We start from the raw sequence: 3,691 nt of genomic DNA, 5'->3' as shown, positions 1-3,691 counted from the left end.
ATTTTCTTGAAGAATCGCTTTGCAGCCTTGTGGTTTCTTGCTTTGCCTAGGTAAAAATCGATGGTGTTTATTTTCACTAGGTTGATAGGTATGTGGCGAGACTCCTATATGTAAAATTGCATAAGAAAACCAGGTAACATAATGGTATTATCTTGTTATAGATCTGCTCTATATTTTTTCATTAATCATGTTGAAACCCTACAGAAAAACAATTGGTGAACTAAAGAACTGAAGGAAGGCACTCATTGAGTGTCTTTTCTTTATAAAAAAATTCCCACACATTGTGCAGGGAAAGGAGCAAACTGTTCAGTTGGATGAACATCTTCATAATACCTCATCCATCCCCCACTGGCAAAATAATAAAAAAGCATTATATTCTTAATAAAATCGAATTATCAAAGTCAAAAAAAAAACAAATTTCAACTTAAAAAAGCAATTGTTTTATTGAAAGTTTGTGTAGACTAAATTATATTTTTAAGCTAGCTCTAAATGAAATCACTCTTATTCTTTGAATATAGAATGTTGTGGAATAATTTGGAGGTGTGTATTTATCTAATCGTTTTAATCGATATGCCGAGCCTTTGATTAATAATGCATTAGAAGAAGCTGGTTGTACAAGTATCACTAAAACTAAAGAACCATTTCCTGAAGGACAGATATTAGCTGAAGTAAAAAAGAAACCACGAGACTTAATTATTCATGGAGTAACGTGGGAGATAGTTGAACCTTAAAGTAGCGAATCCGCTGCTTTTTTATTTTGCATAGAAAAAGGAGCAATTATAGGCTCCTTAATTTGATTCAGAAGTTGTGTAGTTTTTCTTGATGATATCTTTCATGTTGATGATTAAGGATATAAGGAATGTAGCAGCTAGAATACCGTTTACCCAGTAATATGTATTCCCTGATGTGAACTTATTGTAGAAGGAATTGCCATTATAAAACACCAGAAGCGCTGAAAAGATAGTAGATGTTATTAACGCACCAAAACTTTTCATGTTATTCACCTCGATTCAAAATGTTATAAATTTCAATATAATTATACATTTTAATAGATGGATTTACAAAAGGATTAAAATATATGGTTCTGGTGCAAAAATATGAAGAATAACACGGAGAATAGTAAACTCCTAATAGAATCGTATTTTATGCTATAAGGCCTCACCATACATATCCATCAACTTAAGAAAAATAAATGCCCTCAAAACGAAAAAATGAGCTGACTTCTCAGAGTAACTATCTGCAGAGAAAGAAAATTTTCATTTAGGGGATACTTCAAAATCTCAGATTGATAGGTATATGGCATTTCTGTTAAGTCAATTACAGGAACCAAAAGTAATTACTTATTTTTCATTTTCACTAAAATTTTTGATATTGCTATCCATAAATTTATAAACATTAAAGTTCCGAAAATATCAGCAACAACTACATAATGTCCTATAAATAGGTTTTCAAAGTGAAATAATGGAGTGTTATAAATGGCTATTAATAAAGATATAATCATCGAAAACAGAAAAAATTTTTTCTTAGTTATCATATAACTGCAAAACAAGAACGTATAATAAGCCCAAAATTGTGCAGCATACCAGGCATGAGATAGCCGAATACCTGCTTTTGTATGCAGAGTTGTTAAAACCAGTACGAATAATACAAGTAATGCAATTAATGGAGCAAATTTAACGAATTGTAAAAGGTTTAAATAGCGCTTGTTTGAACTTGGATGGTTTACTCCATACTTAAATACCCACTTCGTTATATAATGAATAAAAAATATAAAACCCACATTAATAATTAACATAAAAAACATCATTATTATTCCTTCTTTTCCAATGTATTAATCAACTAAAAAGTTAATTGATAGTTTATTTAAACTTATCTTTATTAAACTCTTTTTTTTGTAATTTTCAAGTTTGTTTAAGTGGAATGGTCATTTTTTCCGAGTATTTGGGGGAGTGACCATTGTCATCAACCTAAGAAAACAGGTTACCGCAAAAATGATAAATAAGCTTTTTCGTTACAAGAAAGCCTAAAAATTTCGTTCTGGGGGTATAATAAAACCTTAGCTTGATAGCGATGGGGTACCGCCAGCATTTTGGAAAAAAACCACGCTAAGAGCATGCAAGATTTTATACAAAAAATAGGGAGACATAGGGAACCATCGGGCAGCCAAAAGGCGCACTAGAATAGGAATGTATAAAAAGATGTATAGAATCATAGAAAAAGACAAAGGCGGATTCCTTGTGAGAGTCGGGATCCTCCTTGTCCTTGCTATCGATAATGGGGCGTTATGTTAACTAGATTTGTATATCATATAAGGGTTGTTTAATTTGGTTATTTTTGTTATTATATCGTATATAGCGATATAATAGGAGGGAAGAGAAAGGCTCAATTATAAAAAAATGTTGATTTATCTTTATTTAATAAAATAATTGTTAGCATATCTATTTTGTATGTTTTTTAGGCTTAGTAACGATTTATATATCGTTTAATACGATATATTTAGGAGGATACTAATTATGAAAGAGAATAAGAAGAAGGACTCAGAGATAAAAAAAGATTTTTGGTACTACTTGAATGAGATTGTTAGATCTCTCATTATAACCAAATAAACAAGGATTGATATGTCTATTTTATTTGCTTTAATAGTATCCGTTTTGTTATTATATCGTATATAACGATACAAAAGAGAGGGTAATAACATGGATGTTAAGCAAATTAATGACTCATTAACAGATATTTATTTTTACTTGCACTATAAACACGAAGAAACGTTAACCCACCAAAATGTTCGGTGTATGCAAACGGTTAAGAAGCAAAAAGAAGTAACGATAAAAGATTTATCAGAAGTGCTTGATGTTACCCATCATACAGCTTCTGAGCATATTAAGAGACTTATTAAAAAAGGAATTTTACAAAAAGAACGTTCTGCTCATGACAAGAGAATTGTTTATGTAAAACTTACTCCTTATGGTGAAGAAGTCTTGAAACGAAATACAGAATTAGATGAAGAAAAGTTACAAGCGATTTTAGAACGACTTACATCGGAGGAACAACAGAAAATTATAGATGCTTTTTCTTTATTAAGAGAAGAAGTAAAACATGTATATTCCAGTTGAAGAAATTATTTTTACATTATAACGGATTGTAGTAATACGCCCGTTAGCAGGAAAAAAATATATTGTTAACCAATTTTATATCATATAAGGATGATGAAAAGATGAAATTCCGTAAAGCAACTATTAATGAAATTGATAAATTGATTTATTTAAGAAAGAAACAATTAGTGGACGAAGGAATCGAACCTAATCAAAATATTGATACGGAACTAAAAGAGTTCTTTACCAATAAAATGAATGATGGCTCTTTAATTGAATGGATAGTAGAAGATAATGAAGAAATGATTGCAACGGGTGCTATTATCTTTTATGAATTCCCACCTACTTACACTAATAAGAGTGGCAAAAAGGCTTATATTACTAATATGTATACAAAAGAAAATTATCGTGGGAAAGGAATTGCCACTAAGTTGTTAACTAAACTAGTTGCTGAAGCTAAAACAGCAGGTATTACAAAAATATGGCTTGGGGCTTCAAAGTTAGGTAGGCCGGTATATAAAAGGTTTGGTTTTAAAGAGACTGATGAATGGCTAGAATTAAATCTTTAATAATAGTTATATAAAGAATTTACTTCCGGT

At 30.5% G+C, this 3,691-nt stretch carries 4 protein-coding genes; 2 read left to right on the top strand and 2 right to left on the bottom strand.

Going from position 1 to position 3,691, the window contains the following annotated elements:
• Positions 1-788: 788 nt before the first annotated feature.
• On the bottom strand, positions 789-995 hold the full coding sequence (locus BPMYX0001_RS31720; protein WP_078212033.1) for a hypothetical protein: 207 nt from the start codon (positions 993-995) through the stop codon (positions 789-791).
• A 341-nt stretch (positions 996-1,336) separates the two neighbouring features.
• Complete coding sequence (locus BPMYX0001_RS27100) at positions 1,337-1,807, bottom strand: hypothetical protein (RefSeq protein WP_006097372.1); 471 nt, start codon at positions 1,805-1,807, stop codon at positions 1,337-1,339.
• 889 nt (positions 1,808-2,696) lie between these two features.
• Between BPMYX0001_RS27100 and BPMYX0001_RS27095 the strand changes: the two genes are divergently transcribed.
• Complete coding sequence (locus BPMYX0001_RS27095; protein ID WP_033799461.1) at positions 2,697-3,113, top strand: MarR family winged helix-turn-helix transcriptional regulator; 417 nt, start codon at positions 2,697-2,699, stop codon at positions 3,111-3,113.
• Positions 3,114-3,214: 101 nt separating this feature from the next.
• Positions 3,215-3,661, top strand: coding sequence for a GNAT family N-acetyltransferase (locus BPMYX0001_RS27090; RefSeq protein ID WP_006097370.1), 447 nt, complete (start codon positions 3,215-3,217; stop codon positions 3,659-3,661).
• Positions 3,662-3,691 lie beyond the last annotated feature (30 nt).

Origin of the sequence: Bacillus pseudomycoides DSM 12442 (assembly GCF_000161455.1) — a bacterium.
Taxonomy (GTDB): Bacteria; Bacillota; Bacilli; order Bacillales; family Bacillaceae_G; genus Bacillus_A; species Bacillus_A pseudomycoides.
Note: the sequence above shows the minus strand (reverse complement) of the source record. Positions and strands in the feature narration are given on the sequence as shown.

What these genes read in the sequence shown, in the direction of transcription:
- BPMYX0001_RS31720 (WP_078212033.1), bottom strand. Translation starts at nt 995, where the DNA reads ATGAAAAGTTTTGGTGCGTTAATAACATCTACTATCTTTTCAGCGCTT.
- BPMYX0001_RS27090 (WP_006097370.1), top strand. Translation starts at nt 3,215, where the DNA reads ATGAAATTCCGTAAAGCAACTATTAATGAAATTGATAAATTGATTTAT.
- BPMYX0001_RS27095 (WP_033799461.1), top strand. Translation starts at nt 2,697, where the DNA reads ATGGATGTTAAGCAAATTAATGACTCATTAACAGATATTTATTTTTAC.
- BPMYX0001_RS27100 (WP_006097372.1), bottom strand. Translation starts at nt 1,807, where the DNA reads ATGATGTTTTTTATGTTAATTATTAATGTGGGTTTTATATTTTTTATT.